Source organism: Kitasatospora sp. NPDC005856 (assembly GCF_040629945.1).
In the GTDB taxonomy this organism is placed as follows: Bacteria; Actinomycetota; Actinomycetes; order Streptomycetales; family Streptomycetaceae; genus Kitasatospora.
This window is the reverse complement of record NZ_JBEXWT010000247.1, coordinates 1-1109: the sequence shown is the minus strand read 5'-3', so window position 1 is coordinate 1109 and position 1109 is coordinate 1. Positions and strand designations below refer to the sequence as shown.

Here is a 1109-nt window from a genome sequence, read left to right as displayed (position 1 = left end):
GGCAGTGGCGCTGGTTCAGGCCGCAGCGGACCGGGTGGTGCTCGACGTCGACGGGGTTCGGCGCGGGTACCGCGTACACCGGGTGGGGTCGGCTGTCTTCGTGGACGGCCCGGACGGGGCGGCGAGCCTGACCGAGCTGCCGCGCCTTCCGCTGCCCACGACGGAAGTGGGTGCGGGGTCGCTGCTCGCGCCGCTGCCCGGCGCGGTGACCCGGGTGCACGTCCAGGTCGGCCAGCGGGTCACGGCCGGCGATCCGCTGCTCACGTTGGAAGCGATGAAGCTGGAACATCCCGTGCTCGCCCCGATCGACGGTGTGGTCGCCGAGTTGCCGGTGCCGACCGGTGGTCAGGTGCAGGCGGGCGCAGTGCTGGCCGTCATCGACAGCTCCCCCGCATCCGCCGATCTGGAGCCGTCGAATCCCGAGGAGGACCCCCGATGACCTTCGACCTCACCCCCGAACAGGACCAGTTGCGCGACGCCGTGCGGGCCCTGGGCCGCCGCTACGGCCACGGCTACTTCGTCGAGAAGGCGAAGGCCGGTGAGCACACCACCGAGTTGTGGGCCGAGGCGGGACGGCTCGGCTACCTGGGGGTCAACATCCCCACCGAGTACGGCGGCGGGGGCGGCGGCATCACCGAACTGGCCATCGTCTGCGAGGAGTTGGCGGCGGCCGGTTGCCCGTTGCTGCTGCTGGTGGTCTCCCCAGCCATCGCGGCGACCGTGATCAACCGACACGGCACCGAGGAGCAGCGCAAACGGCACCTGCCGGGCCTGGCCGACGGCTCCCAGAAGATCGTCTTCGCGATCACCGAGCCGGAGGCCGGTTCCAACTTCCACCGGCTCGGCACGGTGGCCCGGCGCGACGGTGGCGACTGGGTGCTCAACGGTCGCAAGTGCTACATCTCCGGAGTCGACGAGGCCGGGCACGTGCTGGTGGTGGCGCGTACCGAGGATTCCTCGACCGGCAAGCTCAAGCCGGCGCTGTTCCTGGTGCCGACCGACGCGGCCGGGCTGACCCGGTCCAAGCTGGACATGGAGATCGTGTCTCCGGAGAACCAGTTCCTGCTCTACCTGGACGACGTGCGGGTGCCCGCCGACGCGCTGCTCGG

At 71.1% G+C, this 1109-nt stretch carries 2 protein-coding genes; both read left to right on the top strand.

Features of this window, described 5'->3' with window-relative positions:
• The coding region (locus tag ABZ449_RS42265; protein WP_360357522.1) for an acetyl-CoA carboxylase biotin carboxyl carrier protein subunit at positions 1 to 439 on the top strand (439 nt) is incomplete at its 5' end.
• The coding region (locus ABZ449_RS42260; protein ID WP_360357519.1) for an acyl-CoA dehydrogenase family protein at positions 436 to 1109 on the top strand (674 nt) is incomplete at its 3' end. The genes ABZ449_RS42265 and ABZ449_RS42260, both read left to right, overlap by 4 nt.